Here is a 22,147-nt window from a genome sequence, read left to right on the forward strand (position 1 = left end):
ACGGCTTATTGCAGCAGCTGGGTCCAGACCCGGTTCACCAGATCCTGCGCCGCAGGCGAGCAGGTGCGCGAAAACTCAACCGGCACTTCCGGATAAAGCTCGGGCGCTTTTTCCTTGGTATAGACGACCTTATCCGCGACCAGCGTCATCGGCGAGGAATGGGCGTAGAAGTTCATCTGCTCGGTCGCGTTTTCCGGCTCCGACATGAATTCGATGAATTTGATCGCATTCTCGCGGTTCGGGGCGCCATTCGGGATCACCATCGAGTCAATCCAGCCCACCAGACCCTCTTTCGGCAGCGCATAGGCGAAAGGCGCGCCATTGACGCGGGCCTTCAGCTCTTCGCCATCCCACCAGAAATGCGCCGCAACCTCGCCCGAGGCCAGACGGCTTGCGATATTATCCGAGGAATAGGCGGCGACCGCAGGCTTTTGTGCCGCCAGCAGATCGTAGACCCGCTTCATCTCATCAGCATTTTCCGAGCAGAACGGCACGCCGAGGTAAAGCTGCGCCGCACCGACCACCTCATCGGGATAGGACAGCATCGCGATCTTGCCGGCCAACGGGGCTTCGGGTTCGAGGAAATAGCTCAGGCTGTCGAGCGGGCCGGTATATTCATTGGTGTTGACCGCGAAACCGGCCGTGCCATAGGCGACCGGGATCGAATAGGCCTGGGTCTCATCCCACCACTGGTTCTTCCAGCGCGGGTCGATCAGCTCATAGGCTTTCAGCTTGCTTGCGCCGTAATCCTGGATCAGCCCCTCATCGATCATGATGCGCAGGAAATGCTGCGAGGGGGTCGAGACATCATAGCCCGAAGACCCGGCCTGAAGCTTTGTCAGCAGATCCTCATTCGAGGTATAGCCGTCGACATTGACCTTAACATCATATTCTTTCGAGAATTTCTCGATCAGCTCAGGCGAAAAGCTTTCCGACCAGACATAAAGGTTCAGCTTGCCTGCGGCATCAGCGGCAGTCGCAGCGCAAAGCGCGAAGACAGAGGCAGTGACGAGGTTTTTCATTATAACTTCCCTTGTTGGTTTGTTTTTTATTCAGGTGTTTTTGATGCCCCGCCGGGCGACGAGCAGCGCAATGGTGGCAAGGATCAGAGAGGCCAGGATCATCAGCGTGCCGATGGCGTTCAGCTCGGGCGAGGTACCGGCGCGGATCAGCGAGAAGATATAGACCGGCAAAGTGGTGGTGCCGCCCGAGGCCAGCATGTTCGAGGTGATGAAATCATCCATCGAGATCAGAAAGGCGAGCATGGCGCCGGAAAACACCCCCGGAAAGATCAGCGGCAGCGTCACCCGGCGAAAGGTCGTCCAGCGGCTGGCATAGAGATCGGCGCTGGCCTCTTCGAAATCCAGCGACATGCCCTGAAGCCGCGCCCGGATCGGCAGAAAGGCAAAGGGCGTGCAAAAGGCCGAATGGGCGAGGATCAGCTTCAAGAGCCCGTTTTGCAGCCCGACCAGCGAGAACAGGATCAGGCTCGCCACCGCCAGCACGATCTCGGGCAGCAAAAGCGGCAGGTTCACCACCGTTTCGGACAGCCGCCGGAACCGCACATTCTTGCCCCGGATGATGGCGAGCGCCGCCATCAGCGCCACGGTCGTCGCCACCGCCGTCGCGATCAGTGCCACCAGAACCGAGGTTTTCAGCGCATTCATCAAGGGGCCATTGTTCAGCGCGGCCACATACCAGTCGAGCGAAAATCCGGTCCAGACACCGGCAATGCGGTTCGCGTTGAAGGAATAAACCACCACGACCAGAAGCGGCAGATAGAGCCAGACGAAGAAGACAATCGTCAGAAGACCAAAGCCCGGATAGCGTTTGACATCATGATGGCGGCTCATGCGCGTGCCTCCATCCCGGCGGTACGTCGTGCAGCGCGCAGCGCGGTGAAGATCAGGAACAGCATCACCAGCCCCATCAGCACCATCGCAATCGCGGCGCCAAACGGCCAGTTGCGCCCGCCCCCGAATTGCAGCTGGATCAGTGACCCCATCATCATCTGCTTGCCACCGCCCATCAATGTGGGCTCCAGCACCGCGCCCAATGCAGGAACAAAGACAAGGATCGCGCCCGAGACGATCCCCGGCGCGGTCAGCGGCAGGATCACGCGGCGGAAGGTGGTCAGGCGGTTCCCGTGCAGATCATGCGAGGCTTCGATCAGCGTCAGGTCAAGTTTCTCGATCGAGGCATAGATCGGCAGCACCATCAGCGGCATACAGGTATAGACCATCGCCACCAGCGTCGCGGTATCATTGAACATGAAACTGGTTCCGGGCGCGAGGCCGAAGGTCTCAAGGAACCGCGGCAGCGGGCCGTCTTTGCCAAGGATGATCATCCAGGCATAGACCCGCAGGATCATCGAAACCCAGAAGGGCAGCGTCACCAGATAGACCAGCAGCGCCCGCATCCCCGGCGTCTGGCGCGAGATATACCAGGCGACCGGCAGTGCGAAAACCAGACAGATCAGCGTCGTAAGCCCCGCGAGCAGATAGGTCCGCCCGATGATCAGAAGGTATTGCGGCGTGAATTCCAGCTCGCCCGACCAGCCCTCGTTAAAGAGGATCTGGCTGTAGCCCGACAGGTTGAAATCCCAGGTGAACCCGCCATGCGAGCCGCGTGTGGCCACCGAGACGGCGGCAATGATCAGGATCGGCAGGATCAGCGCGAAGCCCATCAGCGCCCAGGCCGGCATTAGCCCCCAGAAGGGCAGATTACTGGCAAGCCGCCTCATGATGCCAGCACCCGCACCGATGCCGGCAGGAAGCCGATGGCGACCTCGTCCCCCGTCCCGACCAGGTCGCCCTGGCGCGACGCATTGCGGCGCGAGGCGCGCAAGGACACGCCCCCGGCCTCAAGCGTGTAATGGGTAAAGCCGCCCATGTAATTCTGGCTGATGACACGCGCCGGAAGGGTGATCCCCTGCGCCTGGTCACCGAGATTGATCTTTTCGGGCCGGATCGACAGCGTCGCGCGGCCGGGTTGCAGCCGGGCGGTCGCAGGCGCCTCGAAAATGCCAAGCGGTGACCGGACAGTCGCCAGGCCCTCGCGCGTCTCCAGCACCTCGACATCAAGGAAATTGGTTTCGCCCACGAAATCCGCCACAAAGCGGTTCACCGGCTCTTCATAAATCGCGGTGGGCGTGCCGATCTGCTGTACCTCGCCCGCGCCAAGGACCGCGATCCGGTCCGACATATCGAGCGCCTCTTCCTGGTCATGGGTAACAAAGACAAAGGTGATGCCGGTATCGCGCTGCAGGTTGCGCAGCTCATCTCGCATCGCCTGGCGCAGTTTCAGATCCAGCGCGGACAAAGGCTCGTCCAGCAAGAGGATCTCCGGCTCGGGCGCCAGCGCCCGGGCCAGGGCCACGCGCTGGCGCTGCCCGCCGGACAACTGGCCGGGCTTGCGGCCCGCCATGGCCGACATATGGACGCGTTCCAGCATCTCGCCCGCACGGGCGCGGATCTTTGCCCGCGCCCAGCCCAGGTTTTCAAGGCCGTAAGCCACGTTCTGTTCCAGCGTCATATGCGGAAACAGGGCGTAAGACTGAAACACCGTATTCACCCGGCGCTTATGCGGCGGGATCGAGGTTACCTCGCGCCCATGCAGCAAGATCGCGCCCTGATCGGGGGATTCGAACCCTGCAAGCATCCGCAAAAGCGTGGTCTTGCCGCAGCCTGACGGGCCGAGCATGGTGAAAAACTCGTTCTCGCCAATGTCAAAACTGACCGATTTCAGCGCCTGGTAGGTGCCGAAATGCTTCGAGACGCCCCGAACCTCGACGGCCTTGTCCGAAACGGCCTCGTCCGAAACGGCCTTATCCTTGTCCATGACCATTCCTTCAGAGCGGTTCGAGTTCGGTAACTTCGCGGCGGAACGGCAGCGCGTCGCCAATATCGGGGGTGTCGAGCTCGCGGGCATAGCGGTGGCCGGCATAGGTCGCCCAGGCGATGGGCGCAGGTGCCGCCGCGTCGCCGATCAGTTTGACCGACCGGATACCGGCATCGGCCCATTCGGCCTCGCGCGCCATAAGATCGTTGTAAAGCGCATCATCACCCAGTCGCGAGGCGACCATCACGACGGCATCGGCCGCGAGGTCGCGGCGTTGGTCGGTATAGCTGCAATTGACCTCGACCGCGCCCGCGCGCACCGCCGTCATGCCGGTGTTCAGCCGGATCCCGACACCGAGCTCCACCAGCCGCAGATGGATCGCGCCCTGCTCCAGCGTGTTGCGCGTCCAGTCCGAGACATAGGCCGAGGGCGTCACGAGGATCACCTTTGCACCGGCCTTCGCCATGACCTCGGCCATGACGCCGCCCATGTAATAATGGTCGTCATCATAAACGACGACGGTCTTGCCGCTCAGATCGGCGGGGTGTTTTCCCGCCATCACATCATCAGGTGTCCAGACGGGCATGGCCGCATCAATCGCCATCGGCACCACATGCTGACGCGCGACCCCATCGGCCCGCCAATGCGCCCCGGTCGCGATGCAGACATTCTGGAAGCCGAATTCGAGGATCTCTTCGGCCCCCAGGCGGCTGTCGAAATAGGTCTCGACATTCGGGCGCTGACTGATCTGGTATTGCCGGTAATCGACCACGCGGCCCCAGGCGGAAAGGCCGGGCAGCAGGCGTTCCCGCGCGACACGGCCGCCAAGGGTCGTGGTCGCCTCGGCCATGGCCACGTCATAGCCCCGCAGGGACAACGCGCGGGCGGCCTCAAGCCCGGCAGGGCCGGAGCCGACGATCAGCACGGTCGAGCTGTCGCCTTTGGCGTTCATCTTTTCGGGATGCCAGCCCTTGCGCCATTCCTCCATGAAGGTCGGATTCTGAGTGCAGCGCGAGATCGACATCGTCATATCGCCGGTGATGCAGATATTGCAGCCGATACATTCGCGGATATCCTCGACCCGCCCCTCGTCGATCTTTTTCGGGATGAACGGATCGGCAATCGAGGGCCGCGCGCAGCCGATGAAATCCAGCACGCCCTGGCGGATCATCCGCGCCATCACATCGGGCGAGGTGAAGCGGCCCACACCGACCACGGGTTTCGATGACAGCTCACGGATGCCGGAGACCAGCACTTCCTGCGCCGCTTCCTCTTTGAAGCGCGAGGGGCCAGAACAATCCTCCCATGCGCCCTGGGCCAGATCCCAGAGATCGGGAAGATCGCCGTTCAGTTCGACGAATTCGCGCACCTCGGCATTGGAAAAGCCAAGATTGCCGATATGTTCGTCCAGGCTGACGCGCATGGTGATCGCCATCGTGTCACCCACGGCATCGCGGATATCCGCGACCACTTCGCGGGCAAAGCGCGAACGGTTTTCCAGGCTGCCGCCATATTCATCGCTGCGCTGATTGGTGGCACGCGACAGGAAATGCTGGAAAATGCCGAAGCCATGCGCGCCGTAAAGGCAGATCAGGTCGAACCCGGCGAGTTTAGAACGTTTCGCGGCATTGACGAACCAGCGCCTGAGATCGGTGATGTCGGATTTCGACAAAGCGCGCGCCGAGACCGGGTCATTCGTGAAGGTGCGGATCGGCAGGGCCGAGGGCGCCAGTGGCACCTCTTTGGTGTAGAAATTCGGGCCGTTGATCCCTGAATAGGCCAGCTGGATCCCGGCCAGCGCGCCACGGGTCTTCATCGCATCCGACATCCGGCGAAGCCCCGGAATGTCTTTGTCTTCCCAAAGCCTTAACTCGATGAAAGGTGTGATTTCCGAACTGTGGTGCATCTCGGTCTGTTCGGTGAAAATGACCCCCCAGCCGCCTTCCGCCTTGATGCCGCGCATGGCGGCCGCAGCAGATGGATCGCGGTAGCCGCCCCCATTGCAATGCGGCACCTGGTAAAAGCGGTTCTTCGCCACAAGCGGGCCAATGGCCAGTGGCTCGAACAGGATATCATATTTCGGGTCGCGCATCTGGGGACATCCTTGATGCAAGGTCAGGGGAAAAAGCGGGATCTGCCCCATAGGATTGCCGGGGCCTGGTCTGGTAAATGATGGGTTTCGGAAGCCTTGCTTAGACTGCGCCTAATCAGCACCTCACCTGGACGGGATGCCTGGGCATAGCGCGGTTCAAGGCAGCGAAAAACAATACCAATTATAAGAAAAGAAACAACTATTCGCAGGGTTGCGACGTTTCAGCCGCGCATGCGGTTCTGCCCCGCCGCAAGCCGGGATGCGACGGGGGAACGGGCCGGACCCAGGCTTCCCGGCCTGCGCCCGAAAAAGAGGCTTAGCTGCTTAGTATTTGATCCAGATTGTTTTCAGCGCCGAATATTTGTCAAAGCTGTGCAGGGACAGATCGCGGCCGAATCCCGATTGTTTCATACCGCCAAAGGGTGTCATTGCCGAAAGCGCATCCACCGTATTGACCGAAACCGTGCCGGCATGGAGGCCGTCCGACACCGACAGGGCCCGGCTCAGATCCCGGGTCCAGACCGAGGCGGCGAGGCCATATTCGCTGTCATTGGCAATCTTCAGCGCCTCTTCCTCGCTGTCAAACGGCGTCACGGCAAGGACCGGGCCGAAGACCTCTTCCTTCGCGATCCGGGCGTCAGGCGCAACATCGGCAAAGATCGTGGCGCCAATATAGCAATCCGATCCGTCCCGCGTCTCGCGCTCGCCGCCATGGACCAGCCGCGCCTCGGCTTTGCCGATCGCGATATATTGCGCAACCTTGTCGGCATGGGCTTTCTCGACAAGCGGCCCCATGCGGGTGGCCAGATCCAGCGGGTCTCCCAGAGGCCAGGCGGCGGTGGCCGCGATCAGCTTTTCGGTGAATTCCTCCTGCACCGCGCGCGCGACCAGGATGCGGGAATTGGCAGAACAGACCTCGCCCGAATTGAACAGGATCCCGAAGGCCGCCATGGTTGCGGCCTGATCCAGATCGGCATCGGCAAAGATCAGGTTCGGGGATTTGCCTCCGGTTTCCAGCCAGACCTGTTTCATATTGCTTTGGGCGGCATAGTTCATGAACCGCTTGCCGGTGGCGGTCGATCCGGTGAAAACCAGCGCATCAACATCGCCGTGCAGCCCAAGTGCCTGGCCTGCCTCGACGCCGTAACCCGGAACCACATTCAGCACCCCGTCAGGCAGCCCGGCCTCAGAGGCAAGCTCGGCAAGGAACAAAGCCGACAAAGGCGATTGCTCCGCCGGTTTCAGCACCACCGAATTCCCCATCGCCAGCGCGGGCGCCAGTTTCCAGGTCGCCATGTCGAGCGGGAAATTCCACGGCACCACCGCCCCGATCACGCCCAGGGGCGCGCGCCGGATCAGCGCCAGATCGCGGCCCCCGGTGGGCGCGACCTCGTCGTAAAGCTTGTCGATGGCCTCGGCATGCCACTGGAAGAAATGCGCCGATCCGGGCGCGTCGATGGTCGAGCTGTCACCGATGGGCTTGCCCATATCCAGCGTTTCCAGCAGCGCGAGCTCCGCGACATTCTCGCGGATCAGGCCCGCGAGCTTCAAGAGCACTTCTTTGCGCGCCGATGGCGTCTGGCGCGACCAGCGCCCGTCGTCAAAGGCCCGCCGCGCCGCCGCCACCGCCAGATCAATATCCGCCGCCATGCCGCGCGACACTTCGGTCAGCACCGAGGCATTCGCGGGGTTCACCGTGGCAAACCGCCCCCCGCCTGCGCATCCCGGAACGCCCCGTCGATATAAAGCTGGTTGCGAAAGCGCAGGCTGTCTGCGCGGGTGCGCCATTCGGCAGAGGTGGCGGGAAGGGTCATGGTCTTGCTCCTGTCAGGTCTCGGGTGGCACCGAGAGGCGGCGGATTCCGGGATGCACCCCGTCTTTCAGCTTCTCGCTGCAAAATTCGATGAAACGGCGCACGGTCAGCGATTTCGCCGCGTCGCGCATGGTGATGATCCCCAGACGCATCGGGCGCGGATTGCCACTCAGCGGGATGTCGATCAGCCGCCCGCCATCCAGCGCCAGATCAATCGCGGGCCGGATATTGGCGATGGAATAGCCGAAGCGATTGGCCACCAGGGCCCGCATCACCCAGATGTCGCGCGTGCGCTCGACGATATTGGGGGTGCAACCGGCATCGCGAAAGAGCGAGATGAAATAGCTCGCGCTATAGGGCAGATCGAGCAGGATCATCGGATGTTCGGCCAGCTCGTCAAGGCTGACACTGTCCTTGCCCGCCAGCGGATGGCCCTCGTGCAGGACGGCATGGGGTGGCAGGGCGCCAAGCTCGTGGAATTCCATATCGGACGGGATATCAAGGTCATAGCTCAGCGCGAGGTCAAAGCGCGCGAGCCGCAGGCCTTCGATGATACCCGCGTGATCCAGCTCGTTCTGCGCGAATTCCACCTCGGGATAGCTTTCGCAGAAGGTGCGGCGCAACGCGGGGATCACGACCTGTGCAAAGGTCATCAGGCAGGCGACATGCAAAGGCCCCCGCACCTGCCCCGTGACCTCATTCGACAGCGCATTCAGCGCAGCCGCCTCGGTCAGGATGCGGCGCGCCTGTTCGACAAAGCTGCGCCCGGCCTGGGTCAGCGACAATCCATGCGCATGGCGTCGCACGAAAAGCGTGATGCGGAATTCGCGTTCCAGCTGCGATATCGCCGCGGAAACCGAGGGCGCCGAGACATTCACCCGCTCTGCCGCCTCGGTGACCGAGCCGTAATCCCCCACCGCCACCAGATATTCCAGCTGTCTGAGCGTGAACCTGAGCGCCATCCCTGCCCCTTTCCGATCCCCTGTTGCGGGCAGAGCATAGACCAGACCCTGGCCCGACCGCGAGACTTGCACGGAGCCGTCGGACGAATTTGCAACAGGATGCGCGCCAGAGATCATCGCTCCGGCACCCGGATATGGAACATGGGCGGCCTCATCCCCCTCACCGCGGCCCTGGCGGCAGGGTCGGACGGGTCAGATTTTCAGGGCTGAGGATCGCGGTCAGCAGCGCCTCGGGCAAAAGCCCGCGCTCCAGCGCCAGCTCGCAGACGCCCCGGCCCGAGGCAAAGGCCTCGCGCGCCAGATCGGTCGCGTTCTCATAGCCGATATAGGGGTTCAGCGCGGTGACGATGCCGATGGAATGCGTCACCGCGCGTGCCAGCACCTCATGATTGGCGGTAATGCCGCTGATACAATGCGTCCGCAGGGTCTCACACCCCGCCGTCAGATGCCGGATCGAGCGCGAGATGGTACAGGCGATCACCGGCTCAAAGGCGTTCAGCTGCAATTGCCCGGCTTCGGCGGCCATGGTGATGGTGATATCATTGCCGATCACCTCGAAAGCGATCTGGTTCACCACTTCGGGGATCACCGGATTGACCTTGCCCGGCATGATTGAAGACCCGGCCTGGCGCGCAGGCAGGTTGATCTCACTGAAGCCGGCGCGGGGGCCCGAGGATAACAACCTGAGATCGTTGCAGGTTTTCGAAAGCTTGACCGCCACCCGCTTCAACACGCCCGAGACCTGGACAAAGACGCCGCAATCCTGGGTCGCCTCGATCAGGTCCGGCGCGGTGATCAGCGGAATGCCGGTCAGCGCCTCAAGACGGGCGCGGGCCAGGGCGGCGTAACCGGGATGCGCGGTCAGGCCGGTGCCGATGGCCGTCGCGCCAAGGTTGATCTCGCATAACAGCGCGCGGGCCTCGGAAAGCCGCGCCTCGTCTTCGCCGAGCATGGTGGCGAAGGCGCCGAATTCCTGACCCAGGGTCATAGGGACCGCTTCCTGCAACTGGGTACGGCCCATCTTCAGGACATCGCTGAACTCCGCCGCCTTGGCCGCGAAAGCCTGCCGCAGATCCGCCAGCGCGATCAGAAGCCGGCCAATCGCCGTCCAGGTCGCCAGCCGCAGCGCGGTCGGATAGACGTCATTGGTACTTTGGCCCAGATTGACATGCTCATTCGGGTGCAGATGCGCGTATTCGCCTTTCGCCCGGCCCATCAGCTCCAGCGCGCGATTGGCGATGACCTCATTCGCATTCATATTGGTCGATGTGCCGGCACCGCCCTGGATCTGATCGACCACGTACTGGTCGTGCAGTGCGCCCGCCATGATCTCACGGCAGGCGGCAATGATCGCCGCAGCGCGGCTTGCCTCCAGCAGGCCGAGATCGCGATTGGCCTCGGCCGCCGCCAGTTTGATCGCGGCCAGCGCATGGATCAGATCGCCCTCTTCGCCGATCACCCGGCCCGAGATCGCGAAATTCTCGCGCGCCCGCAGGGTGTGGATGCCCCAATAGGCCGCACCGGGCACCTCACGCGGGCCAAGCAGATCCTGTTCGATGCGGACGGTCATTGCGGCTCCGGCAAGCGGGGTCAGGCCCGGGCGACGACCCGCCCGGGGGAATATCACACCACGCCCGGGCTCAGGCCGGAACCGCCCGCTCTGCCGCGATATGGCCGGCAAGGCGGTCGGCATCATGCCAGACCCCCCAGATGAAGGAGGAGCCGCGCATCGACAGCCAGGGCAGACCGAGGAAATAAAGCCCCGGCACTGCCGAGACGCCGCCTGAATGCGAGGGGCGGCCGCGTTCATCGAAGATGTCGGCCTTGATCCAGCTGAAATCCAGCGCATAGCCGGTCGCCCAGAGGATCGTGGTGATGCCCTCTTTCGCCAGATCCAGCGCCAGCACCGGATCGGTGAGGCAGTCAGGATCCGCGCCGATCAGATGCGCCTCTGGTTCCTCAGGCAGGTCGAGACCCTGGCGCGCCACATGGGCATCGGCCTGCTGCAAAAGACCGAGGTAATTCGCATCGCCCTGCGCCACATTCTTCGCGAGATCGGGCGCGAAATGCATCACGCCGTTCTCATAGCGCGCGGTCATGCCAACAAGCCCCATGCCCTCATTCGCGAGGCGGCGGAAATCGACGGTCTGGCCGCCGCGCGCGCCGCTCACGGCGATGGTCACATGTTCGGTGCCGGGCGTGGGCGTCGTCGTGTCCCAGATGCCAAGCGCCCCCAGCCACCAGACGAAATCCTTGCCGCGATAACGCCGCGGCGGGCGGTCATGCGCCCCGACCGAGAGCCAGACCTTGCGGCCCGCGCGCCGCAGCTCATCGGCGATCTGCACCCCCGAAGACCCGGCGCCGACCACAAGCACACCGCCTTCGGGCAACTGATCGGGGTTCTTATAGCCATGCGAATGCAGCTGATGCAGGCCGGCGCTTGCAGGCACCACCGGCGGGATCACCGGTTTCTGGAATGCGCCGGTGGCCGCCACAACATTCTGCGCCTCGATCACGCCTTCAGAAGTCTCGACCCGGAAACCCGCCTCAAGCGGCTGAACCGAAGTGACCGTCACACCGCAGCGCACCGGCGAGTTGTTTTGCGCGACGCAGGCCTCGAAATAGGCCGCGACCCGGTCGTGATGGGCAAAAGCGTCGGGGTCAAGCTCCTCGAAGGTCAGCGTCGGGAAACGGTCATGCCAGACCGGGCCATTGGCCACCAGCGAATCCCACCGCGCCGTGCGCCAGCTTTCCGCGATGCGGTTCTTTTCCACCACCAGATGCGACAGGCCGCGCCGGCCCAGATGCTCGCTCATCGCGACGCCGGCCTGACCGGCCCCGATCACGAGAGTATCGACTTTTTCGACAGACGTTTCGGCGGACATTTCGGCTTCCTCACGCGGAAAGTGACAGAGGGTGACCGCCGGATCGGCCGGTCGCCTGAGGAAATGATGCCGCCGAAAAACCTGATTTGCCTATGAGCGATTCTTGCAGCCCTGATTAGGGCGGCGCTAAGCCGCATCTTCGCGGCCCATCAAAGCAGGATGTGCAAAAGAGGGCGCGGCCTCAGCCGCAGGGACGTTTCCAGTCGAAAAAGCCCGGGCCCGCGCGGCTCAGCAGATCACGCGCCAGGCGCGCGCCAAGCGCTGCGGCCTCTGCGGCGGGGCAACTGCCCTCGACCGTCATGCGCTCGGCGCCATTGGTGCGCAGGATCTCGCCGCGGAAATGGATCACGTCATCGCGCAGCCGTGCGAGGCCCGCGATCGGGGTCTGGCAATTCCCTTCCAGCGTCCCGAGAAAGCTGCGCTCGCAGGCCATTTCGCGCTCGCAGACCGGATCATGCAGCGGCATCAGCAGGTCGCGCACCCAGAGATCGCCCTTGCGGCGCTGGACCGACAGCGCGCCCTGGCCGATGGCGGGCAGCATCTCTTCCGTCCCGATCACCGTCCAGCTTTCAGCGGACATTCCAAGCCGGTTCAGTCCCGCCAGTGCGAGGAAGGTGCAATCCGCCAGGCCCTGCTCAAGTTTGGAAAGCCGCGACTGCACATTGCCCCGGAAATTCACGATGCGCAGATCGGGGCGCGCGAACAATGCCTGCGCGCCGCGCCGCATACTGGATGTGCCGACCGAGGCGCCCAGAGGCAATTCCTCCAGGCTGCGATACTTATGCGACACCAGCACATCACGCGGGTCTTCGCGCGGCAGGAAAATATCCGAGACCAGCCCTTCGGGCTCGGCCACCGCCATATCCTTCACGCAATGAACCGCAAGGTCGATGCGGCCATCCAGCAGCGCCTCTTCCAGTTCCTTGGTGAAAAGCCCCTTGCCGCCGATCTCTTTCAGGAGCTTGTCGAGCACCCGGTCAGCCGTGGTCTTGATCACCACAATCTCGAAAGCCTCGACCGGCAGATCGTGCTGCACCCGCAGCCAGTCCCGGGTCTGGAACGCCTGTGCCAGCGCCAGTGGCGATCCGCGTGTGCCGATACGAAGGGGAGTGCTGGCGTCAGGCTGTCTCATGGGGCTTCCGATAGGCTGGCAAAGCTGCGCTGGCAACTGGAATCATTCTCAAACAGCCAGATTGACGCGACGCGATTTGTCGCAGCTGGCGGCGGTTTCTGCGGGGCTCAGGGCGGGAATGGAGCGGCTCAGCCGCCAGCGGCCGCGCGCATGCGGCCCGCTTCGCTGTCATGGTCGATCAGATTGCGCATCAACATGACGCCGCCCATGAATTCGACCCCGCCCGCCATGGAATCCATGATTACCTTGACCGTCTCATCGGCGCCGATCGCATTGCCGTCCAGCGCAACTTCCGAGGGCAGTTCCACCACACCCAGCGTGGTCATCGTCTTATAGGCCTGGCTCAGATGCGGGCAGGACCATTCCATATGCATGGTCAGCGGACATTTGATGAAAAGGCCGGGCTTTGTGTGCCAGAGCTTCAGCTCATTGCGATCCTCCAGCGCGAAGGACAGTTCCACCGCGCTGTTAAGGCGGAATTCCTGCTGGAAGATGCGCCGCGCCACCTGTTCGCATCCCGCGAGCAGCGCGTCGAAATCGATGGCGTCAAGCGGCTGCACCACTTCGCCGCTGCCATTGCCGGTGTAACGGACCCGCAATTCGCGGGCGCCATCGGCCGCCGTCCCGATCTTCGCCGAGGTGATCGAAAGGTTGTAAGACTGGACTGACATGGCGGGATCCCTGATATGCATGCGCATAATATAGGCCGCGATGCCGCGTCTCACAACGGTTTCTCCAGGGATCTGCACGCGCCCTCAGCCTTTCCAGGGACCGGCCAGCCCCTCTTCGCGCATCAGCCTCGTCAGCTGGTTCGCGGCCAGCATCAGGGCCTCGCCCGACAATGTGCCGGCTTCCGACCCCGCAAAGGCATCGGCCAATGCCCGCGCCGCAACCGGAAGCCCGCCTTTCGCAAACCGCGCCAGATCCTGCGGTGATACGCCCCCCAGCCCCGCAGGGGTCAGCGGGCCGCCATCGCTGTAGCCTTCCGGCAGATCGCCCTTCAGATTGCGCACCACCCCGGTTGAAATCGCGTCAAGCAGCTGATCCGCCGCCTGGATCGCACCCGCAACCCGGGTCGGGTGGTCGGTATCCGCCGCGGCATGCGGCAAGAGCGAGAGCTTCGTGCCATGCCGCTCCACAAGACCCAGATAGGGCGCCATCGGGCCCGAAAGCGCGCCCGCCGAATCCACGAAAAGATCCGCATCAATCGCCGCGAACCCGACCTGCCCCGCGCGCAGCGCGCTTTCCAGCGCCGCGATATCGACCAGCTCACCCCGGTCATAGTTCAAGAGGACCGCCCCCGGTGCCAGCGCCGCCAGCACCGTCTCATTGATCAGCCCGGCATTGGCGAACCCGTCAGGCCCCTTCGGCCCAAGGCCGAGATGGACCGACAGAGCATCCGCCCCGCGCGCGGCCTCTTGCGGGGTGGCGGCATAGCGGAACCCTCGCTTTCGATCCAGATCCGGTGGCGCGGACGGGCATGGATCACCACCTCCATGCCGAAGGCGCGGGCCAGCAGCGCCACTTCGCGCCCGATATTGCCATAGCCGATCACCGCGAGGCGCTGGCCCTCCAGTTTGCGCGTCGGATAGCGCAGGAGGTCGCGCCCGGTATCGAACCGGCCTGCCACCACAAGGTCATGCAATGCCCCGACCGGCAGATCGGGGCGCTGACCAAGCAGCGCCTTCATCACCATCTGCGCGGTGGCGCGGGCATTGATCCCGGGCGTGTTCATCAAAGGCGCAACGCCGCCGATCCCGTCGCCGCCGCCCCAGCTTGCCGATCCCATATTGCCGGTTCCGGTGCCGATCCTGACGCCACCAAGGTCAAAGCGCGTCTCGGCCGGCAGGATAGTCGCCGCGGCGATCACCGCATCATAAAGCCCGTCACCGGCCTCGGCGATCAGCTCATCCCGGGTCGAGAGATGCGGCATGTAGAAAAACGTCGCCCGCCCCTCATCGGCCCGCGCTCCGCGCGCCGAACCGATGTGAAATCGCCCGCCCCGGCTTTCGACATGGGCGCGAAACGCTGACGCATCGGGCGCCCCGCCCGTATCAAACGCCAGGCCGACGAGGTCGGCCACGAGGATTTTCGGGCTGTTGCGGTCCATCGGTCAGTCCTTCTTAAAGGAGGGTCGTCTTGTTTTTACGGTCACGGCCCATGACAGAGCCGGGTCAGGGCATAGCTGCAAGCGATTTTTTCACCCCTGCGCCGCGCAAGCTGCGAATAAAAATCCCCGCCGCCGCGCAATATGATTTCGCCCCGGGGTCAGAGGAGCAGAGCAGAACAACCTCCGCTTCCTGCCGGGGCGAGGAAGGAACCGACTGTTTTTGACCATATGGTCTGAAATCCGGCACACTGCCCCTGGCCCCTGGCGAAAGAAATCCACTGCGGTTTGTCTGAATTTGGAATGGCGTGGTGCGGTGTTCGGGCTTTATCACGACGGCACTTGTCGGGATTGAGGAAAGCCGTATGTCCGAACTTCATATCGTGGGTCTTGCGGGGAATATCACCGCGCCGTCGAAAACGCGTGCGCTGGTCGGGCAGGCGCTGGATCTGGCCGGGGCCGGGCTGCATTCGCGCACAACCCTGTTTGACATCGCCGATTTCGGCGAGGATCTGGGCCGGGCGCGGCGCGCCGATGACCTCAGCCCCAAGGCGCGGCAGAACCTCGATACGCTTTTGAATGCCGATGCGCTGATCGTCGCGACGCCGATCTATAAGGGCTCTTATCCCGGTCTTTTCAAACACCTGATCGACCTGATCGACCCTTCTGCGCTGCTGCGCAAGCCGGTGCTGATCGCCGCGACCGGCGGGGGCGAGAAACATGCGCTGGCGGTGGAACATCAGCTGAGGCCGCTGTTCGCCTTTTTCGAGGCCCGCGTGCTCTCGACCGCCGTGCATGTCTCGGACCGCGATTTCAGCGAGGGGCGGCTGGTATCGGACCCGGCGCTGAACCGGCTCGCCCGGGCCATTGACGAATTCACCACGATTTTCCCCGGCGCCGCGCGGATCCGTGCCGCGGCAGAATAAGCCGCCGCCCAATAAGCCGCCGCCGAATGACCCGTCTCGCCGGATAACCCGTTGCACAGGGGCTGCACATGACCTCCGATCCCGTCAAATTCACCTATTGGGTGCCCAATGTCTCGGGCGGCCTCGTGATCTCGGATATCGAACAGCGCACCAGCTGGACGCCGGACTATAACCGCAAACTGGCGCAGATCGCCGAGGACGCGGGCTTTGACTATGCGCTGAGCCAGATCCGCTTTACCGCGGGCTACGGCGCTGAAAACCAACATGAATCCGTCTCGTTCAGCCAGGATCTGCTGGCCCATACCGAACGGCTGAAGGTGATCGCGGCGCTTTTGCCCGGCCCCTGGAACCCGGCGCTGGCGGCGAAACAAATCGCCACGATCAGCCATCTCTCGGGCGGGCGGATCGCGGTCAATGTGGTCTCGGGCTGGTTCCGGGGCGAATTCGCGGCGATAGGCGAGCATTGGCTGGATCATGACGAGCGCTACCGCCGGTCCGAGGAATTCATCCGGGCGCTGCGCGGCATCTGGTCTGAGGAAAGCTTTACCTTCCGGGGCGATTTCTACCGCTTCAACGACTATAGCCTGAAGCCCAAACCCCTTGATCCGCAACCGGAAATCTTCCAGGGCGGCTCGTCGCGCGCGGCGCGGGATATGGCGGCACGGGTCTCGGACTGGTATTTCACCAATGGCAATACGCCGGAAGGGCTCGGCGCCCAGGTCGGGGATATCCGCACCAAAGCGGCAGCGAACGGGCATAAGGTCAAGGTCGGCATCAACGCCTTCGCCATCGTGCGCGAGACCGAAGCCGAGGCGCAGGCGGTGCTGCGCGAGATCATCGCGAAGGCCAATCCCGAAGCCGTCCAGGGCTTTGCCGGACAGGTGGTCAATGCCGGTCGCGCCAGCCCCGAGGGCGAGGGCAACTGGGCGAAATCCTCCTTCGAGGACCTCGTGCAATATAATGACGGCTTCCGCTCGAACCTGATCGGCACGCCCGACCAGGTCGCCGAACGCATAATCGGCCTGAAAGAGGCCGGCGCCGACCTCATCCTTCTCGGCTTCCTGCATTTCCAGGAAGAGGTTGAGTATTTCGGAAAACACGTCCTCCCCGCGTCCGCGCCATCGAAGCCCGCAAAAAACAAACCCTCGCCGCCGAGTAACGCGGCGCCCTTCCCTCCGGAGACAGAAATGACAGGCCTTGCCCTGAGCGAGCCGGCTTTGCAGCCGGAGCGGCGCAGCTTTGCGTCCCGGATCGCCCCCGTGACGCCGGTCACGGCCAGCGCCGCGCCTGCCTTGCAGCTCAGCGGCATCTCGCTGGCTTTTGGTGGCATCCGTGCGCTGAAAGACGTGTCCTTTGATGTTCACCCCGGCGAGATCCGGGCGGTGATCGGGCCGAATGGGGCGGGAAAATCCTCGCTGGTCAATGTGATCAGCGGGCTCTACCGCGCCGACAGTGGCCGGATCGCGCTTGGCGGCGAAAGCTTTGCCCATGTGCCGCCCGGGCGCCTCCCGGGCCTAGGGGTGGCGCGGACCTTCCAGAATATTGCGCTGTTTCCGGGGCTGAGCGTGGCCGAAAACATCGCCTCCGGCCTTGTGTTCCGCAGGCCCGCCTTTGCCTGGCTGCCCTTTATTCCGGCCTCACGGCGCGAGGGGCGGGAGACTGCGATCCGGGTGCGCGAGATCGCGGCCTTCCTGGGGCTTGAGGCACATCTGCCGCGCCTGGTTTCAACCCTGCCCTTCGGGTTGCAAAAACAGGTCGAACTGGCCCGCGCCATGATCGCAAATCCGCAGCTTTTGCTGCTGGACGAGCCGATGGCCGGGCTGACCGGCACCGAGAAAGGCGCGATGGCGGCCCATATCCGCGCCATCCGCGACCGGCTTGGCCTGTCGGTGATCCTGATCGAGCATGACATCGGTGTCGTGATGGGGCTTTCCGACCGTATCGTCGTGCTCGACCATGGCGAGGTGATCGCAGATGGCCGCCCCGATGAGGTGCGCCGCGACCCCGAGGTGATCCGGGCCTATCTCGGCAGCGATGCCGCACCACTGGCGGGGGCCGCGTGATGGACTGGTATGAATTTCTCTTCGTGATCGAGGTTGCGGTGGGCGGGCTGTTGTCGGGGGTGATGTACAGCCTTGTCGCCATCGGTTTCGTGCTGATCTACAAAACCTCGGGCGTGCTGAATTTTGCGCAAGGGGCGATGGTGCTGTTCGCGGCGCTGACATTCGTGAGCCTGGTGGAGCGTGGGGTGCCCTTTGCCCTTGCCCTCGTGATCACGCTTTTGATCATGGGGCTGCTGGGGCTGGCGATTGAACGCACGGTGCTGCGCCCGCTGGCCAATCGCTCGCCGATGACGCTCTTCATGGCGACACTGGGCCTGGCCTGGGTGATCGAAGGCGGCGCACAGCTGATCTGGGGCACCCAGGTCCATGCGCTGGATCTTGGCATCTCGAACGCGCCCTTCGAGATCGGCGGCATCTTCATCTCGAATTTCGACCTGGTGGCGGCGGCTATTGCGCTGGCGCTGGTCGTGGTGCTGACGAGCTTTTTCCGCTTCACCCGCACCGGGCTGTCTTTCCGCGCCGTGGCCGATGACACTTTCGCCGCCATCGCCATCGGGCTGAAACTGAACCGTATCCAGGCGGCGGTCTGGACCGCAGCCGGCGTGGTCGCACTGGTCGCGGGCCTTCTCTGGGGCGCGCGGCTCGGGGTGCAGTTCTCGCTGTCTCTCGTCGTGCTGAAAGCGCTGCCGGTGCTGGTGCTGGGCGGGTTCGACTCGGTCCCCGGCGCGATTGTCGCCGGGCTGATCATCGGCGCTTCCGAGAAACTCGCCGAAGTCTATCTCGGCCCCTATGTCGGCGGCGGCATCGAGGGCTGGTTCGCCTATGTCGTGGCACTTGCGGTGCTGCTGATCCGGCCGCAGGGCCTGTTTGGCCGCAAGATCACCGAGAGGTTCTGACCCATGTCCCTCGCGGTTACGGCGCCCGCGCGCCCGCTTCTCACCGGCCAGAGATTATCGATCCTGGCCCTTTTGGCCCTGGCATTCCTTGGCGTGCCGGCCTTCGCCTCGCCCTGGACGATTGAGGCGATCCTGCTGCCGTTCCTGGCGCTCTCGCTGGCGGGGCTGGGGCTTAATCTGCTTACGGGCTATGCGGGTCAGGTCTCGCTGGGCTCGGCTGCATTCATGGCGGTCGGTGCCTATGCCGCGTTCAACATCCAGCTGCGGCTTGGCCTGCCTTTGCCGCTGACCTTCCTCTTTGCCGCGACCACTGCGGCGGCGGTGGGGGTGATCTTTGGCCTGCCATCCCTGAGGCTTAAGGGCTTTTACCTCGCGGTCTCGACCCTGGCGGCACAGTTCTTCATCCAGTGGCTCCTGAACAAATTCGGCTGGTTCTCGAATTACAGCGCCTCCGGCGTGATCTCGGCCCCGGTTCTGGGCTTTGCCGGCATCACATTTGACAGCCGCGAAAGCCGCTACCTGCTGGCGCTGAGCACTGTCACCCTCATCACCATCTTCGTCCATCGCCTGGTGACCGGCCCGGCCCGCATCAACCTGATCGCTGTGCGCGACAATGAGACCGCCGCGAAGGTCATCGGCGTCCCGGTTCTGCGCACCAAACTCGCCGCCTTCGCGCTGTCATCGGCGATCATCGGCGTCGCGGGCGTCTTGTGGTCCTTCACCTATCTCAGGACCATCGAACCCGAAGGGTTCAACCTCGACCGATCCTTCCAGATCCTGTTCATCGCGATCATTGGCGGGCTGGCAACCATTCGCGGCGCTTTCCTTGGCGCCGGGCTGATCGTGGTCTTTCCGCTGCTGCTCTCACGCGGCTCGGCCTGGATCTTTGACGGCGGGCTGGATGCCGGCTCGGTCCAGCTGACGCAGCGCATCGTCCTTGGTGCAACGATCATCACCTTCCTGATCCTCGAGCCGAACGGGCTCTCCTCCATTCTCGACCGGGTCACCGCCCGCGTCAGAACCCTGCTGGGCCGCACATGAGCCGCGCGCCCCCCCTTTCAAACCGGAGCAAACATGTCCTTTTTCCGTCGCCTCGCGCCTGCCCTTCTGGCCGCAACCATCCTGACAGGCGCTATCGCCCCCGCCCATGCGGATGAACAGTTCTTCCCGCTGCAATCCTACCGCGTCGGCCCCTATGCCGCCGGTGGCACCGGGTTTTTCGGTGGCTTCATCGACTATCTGACCCTGATCAATGACCGCGACGGCGGCGTGAATGGTGTGAAACTGACCTGGGCCGAGGGCGAGACCGAATATGAGGTCGAAAAGGGTGTCGAGGTCTATCAGCGCCTGAAATCCACCCCCGGCATAGCCGCCTGGAACCCGCTTTCGGTGGGCATCGCCTACGCCATGATCGACGGCGTGACCGAAGACAAGGTGCCGCTCCTGACGGTGAACCATGGCCGCACCGATACCACCGATGGCCGCGTCTTTCCTTACGTCTTCCCGCTTTTGCTGAACCCCTATTCGGAAAGCTCGGGGATCATCAATTACATCGCCGCAAAGGAAGGCGGGGCAGAGGCACTGAAGGGCAAGAAGATCGTCGTCCTTTATCACGGCTCGCCCTATGGCAAGGAAACCATCCCGATCTATGAGCTGCTGGCCGAGAAATACGGCTTTCAGCTGATCCAGATCGAGGTGCCGCATCCGGGATCCGAGCAACAGGCGCAATGGCTGCAGATCCGCCGTGAACGCCCGGATTACGTCGTGCTGCGCGGCTGGGGGGTGATGAACCCGGTGGCGCTGACCACTGCGCAGCGGAACGGCTTCCCCGCCGATAAGATTATCGGCAATGTCTGGTCGAATTCCGAGGAAGACGTGCTTCCGGCGGGTGAGGCCGCGATTGGCTATACCGCCATCACCACCCAGGCCTCGGGCCAGGACTATCCGGTGCTGAAAGAGGTGATCGCCGGGGTCTATGACAAAGGCCAGGGCAACCTGTCAGACAAGGCGCGGATCGGCTCGGTCTACCACAATCTCGGCATCGTCAACGGCATCCTGAATGTCGAGGCGATCCGCATCGCCCAGGCCAAATTCGGCAACCGCACCCTGACCGGCGACGAGGTCCGCTGGGGCTTTGAACATTTGCAGCTGTCCCCGGAACGGGTGAAGGAACTGGGTGCCGAAGGGCTGTTCCATTCGATCAACGTCACCTGGGACAATCACGAGGGCGAAGGCTACGTCACCTTCCAGCAATGGGATGGCAAGAAATGGAACGTGGTCTCGGACTGGATCGCGCCGGACTGGGCCTTGCTGCGCCCGATCATCGAGGCATCTTCCGAAGCCTATGCCAAAGAGAAGGGTCTGACGATCCGCACCGAGGCCGATGTCGACACGGTAATCGGCCCGAACTGACCCCATGGCGGCCCCGGATAGCCGGGGCCGCCTTTCCTGAAAGGTGCCGCCATGCCTGACGTTATCCTGCAATTCGACGATGTGTCGGTGCGCTATTCCGGTTCGATCACTGCACTCAGCGGTGTCAGCCTGACAGTCCGCCAAGGTGAAATCGCGGCGCTCCTGGGTGCGAATGGCGCGGGCAAGACGACGCTTCTGAAAGCGGCATCGAACCTTTTGCCGGCCGAACGCGGCCGCATCACCGGCGGGCGTATCACCTTCCGGGGCGAGGATGTGACCCGCAAAAGCCCCGATGACCATATCCGCAAGGGCCTCGTTCCGGTGCTGGAGGGGCGGCGGCTCTTCAAATCGCTGACCATCGAGGAAAACCTGATCACCGGTGGCATCGGCGCCGGTCTGCGCCAGCCCGCGATCCGCCAGGGCCTTGATCAGGTCTATGACTTCTTCCCGCGCCTGAAAGAGCGCCGGCTTTCCCGCGCCGGCCTCACCTCGGGCGGCGAGCAGCAGATGGCCGCCATCGGACGCGGGCTGATGGCGCGCCCGACGGTTTTCCTGCTTGATGAGCCTTCGATGGGGCTTGCGCCGCTGGTGGTGGCCGAGATTTTCGCGACGCTGGCGCGGCTGAATCGCGAGACCGGGCTGACGATCCTCGTGGCGGAACAAAACTCCTCGGTCGCATTGAAACACGCGCTGCATGCGGTGGTGATCGAGAACGGGCGTTCGACCCTTTCCGGCCTTGCTGCCGATCTGGCCAGCCGCGATGAGATCCGCGAGGCCTATCTCGGCGGCGCGGCCCGCGCCTCCTGACCACCCCAGCGCATCCTGCTGCGGCCTCACCACAGGCGGCTCTGGAAATTTCCAGGTCACAGGCCCGGCACAATTTCGGATCGCAGCGGCCAGTTAGCCTCTCGTCTCGCCAGATCGGGCAAATGAGAGGCCGGGATCCCGATACGCCCTGCCCCAGAGCAAGGCCAAAGAAAAAGGGCAGCACCGGCGACCGGCACTGCCCTTCCCTGTCT

The 22,147-nt window shown here is 63.5% G+C and carries 20 protein-coding genes; 6 read left to right on the forward strand and 14 right to left on the reverse strand.

Features of this window, described 5'->3' with window-relative positions; all coding sequences use genetic code 11:
• Nucleotides 1–5 precede the first annotated feature (5 nt).
• The 14 genes from QNO18_RS16565 to QNO18_RS16625 form a co-directional block, all read right to left on the reverse strand.
• Complete coding sequence (locus QNO18_RS16565; protein ID WP_283178573.1) at nt 6–1,022, reverse strand: extracellular solute-binding protein; 1,017 nt, start codon at nt 1,020–1,022, stop codon at nt 6–8.
• 30 nt (nt 1,023–1,052) lie between these two features.
• Nucleotides 1,053–1,853, reverse strand: a complete 801-nt coding sequence (locus QNO18_RS16570) for an ABC transporter permease (protein ID WP_283178574.1) — start codon at nt 1,851–1,853, stop codon at nt 1,053–1,055.
• The gene (locus QNO18_RS16575; protein ID WP_283178575.1) at nt 1,850–2,743 is read right to left on the reverse strand and encodes an ABC transporter permease; all 894 of its coding nucleotides are present in this window, start codon (nt 2,741–2,743) and stop codon (nt 1,850–1,852) included. The genes QNO18_RS16570 and QNO18_RS16575 overlap by 4 nt, the downstream gene beginning before the upstream one ends.
• Nucleotides 2,740–3,840 (reverse strand): ABC transporter ATP-binding protein, encoded by a 1,101-nt coding sequence (locus QNO18_RS16580; protein WP_283178576.1) that lies wholly within the window; start codon nt 3,838–3,840, stop codon nt 2,740–2,742. Before QNO18_RS16580 ends, QNO18_RS16575 begins: the two co-directional genes overlap by 4 nt.
• Before the next feature lie 10 nt (nt 3,841–3,850).
• Nucleotides 3,851–5,932 (reverse strand): FAD-dependent oxidoreductase, encoded by a 2,082-nt coding sequence (locus QNO18_RS16585; RefSeq protein ID WP_283178577.1) that lies wholly within the window; start codon nt 5,930–5,932, stop codon nt 3,851–3,853.
• A 324-nt stretch (nt 5,933–6,256) separates the two neighbouring features.
• Entirely contained in the window at nt 6,257–7,627 is a 1,371-nt protein-coding gene (locus tag QNO18_RS16590; RefSeq protein ID WP_349293870.1) for an aldehyde dehydrogenase, read from the reverse strand.
• Nucleotides 7,624–7,746, reverse strand: a complete 123-nt coding sequence (locus QNO18_RS25705; protein ID WP_349293871.1) for a hypothetical protein — start codon at nt 7,744–7,746, stop codon at nt 7,624–7,626. Before QNO18_RS25705 ends, QNO18_RS16590 begins: the two co-directional genes overlap by 4 nt.
• Nucleotides 7,747–7,759: 13 nt before the next feature.
• The gene (locus tag QNO18_RS16595) at nt 7,760–8,707 is read right to left on the reverse strand and encodes a LysR family transcriptional regulator (RefSeq protein ID WP_283178578.1); all 948 of its coding nucleotides are present in this window, start codon (nt 8,705–8,707) and stop codon (nt 7,760–7,762) included.
• A gap of 160 nt (nt 8,708–8,867) precedes the next feature.
• A complete protein-coding gene (locus tag QNO18_RS16600; protein ID WP_283178579.1) occupies nt 8,868–10,277 on the reverse strand; it encodes an aspartate ammonia-lyase in 1,410 nt (469 codons plus the stop codon).
• 70 nt (nt 10,278–10,347) lie between these two features.
• Complete coding sequence (locus QNO18_RS16605) at nt 10,348–11,592, reverse strand: NAD(P)/FAD-dependent oxidoreductase (RefSeq protein WP_283178580.1); 1,245 nt, start codon at nt 11,590–11,592, stop codon at nt 10,348–10,350.
• 181 nt (nt 11,593–11,773) lie between these two features.
• On the reverse strand, nt 11,774–12,724 hold the full coding sequence (hemC, locus tag QNO18_RS16610; protein WP_283178581.1) for a hydroxymethylbilane synthase: 951 nt from the start codon (nt 12,722–12,724) through the stop codon (nt 11,774–11,776).
• A 128-nt stretch (nt 12,725–12,852) separates the two neighbouring features.
• Nucleotides 12,853–13,395: a hypothetical protein gene (locus QNO18_RS16615; protein ID WP_283178582.1), complete on the reverse strand. Its 543-nt coding sequence runs from the start codon at nt 13,393–13,395 to the stop codon at nt 12,853–12,855.
• Between the two features lie 84 nt (nt 13,396–13,479).
• Entirely contained in the window at nt 13,480–14,118 is a 639-nt protein-coding gene (locus QNO18_RS16620) for an NAD(P)-dependent oxidoreductase (protein WP_283178826.1), read from the reverse strand.
• Nucleotides 14,058–14,834 carry an NAD(P)-dependent oxidoreductase gene (locus tag QNO18_RS16625; protein ID WP_283178583.1) on the reverse strand — a complete coding sequence of 259 codons (777 nt, stop codon included), beginning with the start codon at nt 14,832–14,834 and terminating at the stop codon, nt 14,058–14,060. Before QNO18_RS16625 ends, QNO18_RS16620 begins: the two co-directional genes overlap by 61 nt.
• A 362-nt stretch (nt 14,835–15,196) precedes the next feature.
• Between QNO18_RS16625 and QNO18_RS16630 the strand changes: the two genes are divergently transcribed.
• The 6 genes from QNO18_RS16630 to QNO18_RS16655 all read left to right on the forward strand — a co-directional run bounded on the left by QNO18_RS16630 (nt 15,197) and on the right by QNO18_RS16655 (nt 21,935).
• Nucleotides 15,197–15,757 (forward strand): NAD(P)H-dependent oxidoreductase, encoded by a 561-nt coding sequence (locus QNO18_RS16630; protein WP_283178584.1) that lies wholly within the window; start codon nt 15,197–15,199, stop codon nt 15,755–15,757.
• 68 nt (nt 15,758–15,825) lie between these two features.
• Nucleotides 15,826–17,820, forward strand: a complete 1,995-nt coding sequence (gene sfnG / locus QNO18_RS16635) for a dimethylsulfone monooxygenase SfnG (RefSeq protein ID WP_283178585.1) — start codon at nt 15,826–15,828, stop codon at nt 17,818–17,820.
• Complete coding sequence (locus QNO18_RS16640) at nt 17,820–18,716, forward strand: branched-chain amino acid ABC transporter permease (RefSeq protein ID WP_283178586.1); 897 nt, start codon at nt 17,820–17,822, stop codon at nt 18,714–18,716. Before sfnG ends, QNO18_RS16640 begins: the two co-directional genes overlap by 1 nt.
• A gap of 3 nt (nt 18,717–18,719) precedes the next feature.
• Nucleotides 18,720–19,757 (forward strand): branched-chain amino acid ABC transporter permease, encoded by a 1,038-nt coding sequence (locus tag QNO18_RS16645; RefSeq protein ID WP_283178587.1) that lies wholly within the window; start codon nt 18,720–18,722, stop codon nt 19,755–19,757.
• A gap of 33 nt (nt 19,758–19,790) precedes the next feature.
• On the forward strand, nt 19,791–21,128 hold the full coding sequence (locus QNO18_RS16650) for an ABC transporter substrate-binding protein (protein ID WP_283178588.1): 1,338 nt from the start codon (nt 19,791–19,793) through the stop codon (nt 21,126–21,128).
• 51 nt (nt 21,129–21,179) lie between these two features.
• Nucleotides 21,180–21,935, forward strand: coding sequence for an ABC transporter ATP-binding protein (locus QNO18_RS16655; protein ID WP_283178589.1), 756 nt, complete (start codon nt 21,180–21,182; stop codon nt 21,933–21,935).
• Nucleotides 21,936–22,147 lie beyond the last annotated feature (212 nt).

Source organism: Gemmobacter sp. 24YEA27, assembly GCF_030052995.1.
GTDB lineage: Bacteria > Pseudomonadota > Alphaproteobacteria > Rhodobacterales > Rhodobacteraceae > Pseudogemmobacter.